At 68.4% G+C, this 1,066-nt stretch carries 1 protein-coding gene; it reads right to left on the bottom strand.

The window, feature by feature from the left end:
- On the bottom strand, positions 1-1,066 hold a 1,066-nt coding region (locus Y705_RS19385), incomplete at both ends, for a CaiB/BaiF CoA transferase family protein (protein WP_081738002.1).

Genomic DNA, 1,066 nt, shown 5'->3' with positions numbered 1-1,066 from the left:
GGTGTTCCTGCCGGCGCTGCCGTCGGCGCTACTGTCGCCGGTGGAGGACGCGAGCCAGGCGCGGATGCGATCACCGTCGCCGTCGAGCAGGGGCGGTGCTGCGTGTCCGGTATTCGTGGTCTCGCCCCCGGCGTCGAAGAAGCGCAGCGGCGGACCGGGCAGGCTGATCCTGCCGAGCGTTTCGTGCTCCACGTCGACGAGCAGTCCCTGTGAGTGCACCTGCTCCCAGGCATACACCTCGTCGAGGCTGCGGACCTTGCCTGCCGGAATGCCCGCTGCGTTGAGCTTTTCCAGCAGCGGCTCGGCTTCGAAGGCCGAAAAGGCGTCCTCGATGTCGCGGATCAGGGCGTCGCGGTTGGTGACGCGGTCCGAGTTGGTTGCGAACTTCGCGGGGTCGAGGCCGAACGTCTTCGCGAAGGTGGCCCACAGCTTCTCGCTTCCCACGCTGATCTGCACCTTGCCGCCCCTGCAGCTGAAGAGGCCGTAGGGAGCGATGGAGGGATGATGGTTGCCTTGGGCCTGGGGCACCTCGCCGGCAACAGTGGTGCGGGTTCCCTGGAAGGCATGCACTCCGATGATCGCGGCGAGCAGTGAGGTCCGGACCACCTGGCCCTTGCCCGTGCGGTCCCGTTCCAGCAGTGCGGCGAGCGCACCGTAGGCGCCGTACATGCCGGACAGCAGGTCGGCGATGGGCACGCCGACCCGCTGGGGATCCTCGGGGCCGGGCCCGGTCAGGGACATGAGGCCGGCTTCGCCCTGCACGATCTGGTCGTAGCCGCTCCGGGTGGCTTCGGGGCCGTCATGGCCGAAGCCGGTGATCGACAGAATGACCAGGCGGGGGTTCAGTTCGTGCATCGCGTCGGTGGAAAAGCCGAGCCGGTCCAGCACGCCGGGCCGGAAGTTCTCCACGAGGACGTCGGCCCGCCGGATCAGGTTGCGGAGCACGCCCTGTCCGTCGTCGCTCTTCAGGTCGAGGGCAATCGATTCCTTGTTGCGGTTGCAGGAGAGGAAGTACGTCGACTGGCGGTCATCCTCGGGGCCCACGAACGGTGGCCCCCAGCCCCGG

The organism is Arthrobacter sp. H41 (genome assembly GCF_000520535.1).
Taxonomy (GTDB): Bacteria; Actinomycetota; Actinomycetes; order Actinomycetales; family Micrococcaceae; genus Arthrobacter_D.
The sequence above is the reverse complement of the archived record's forward strand: the minus strand, read 5'-3'. Positions and strand labels throughout refer to the sequence as shown.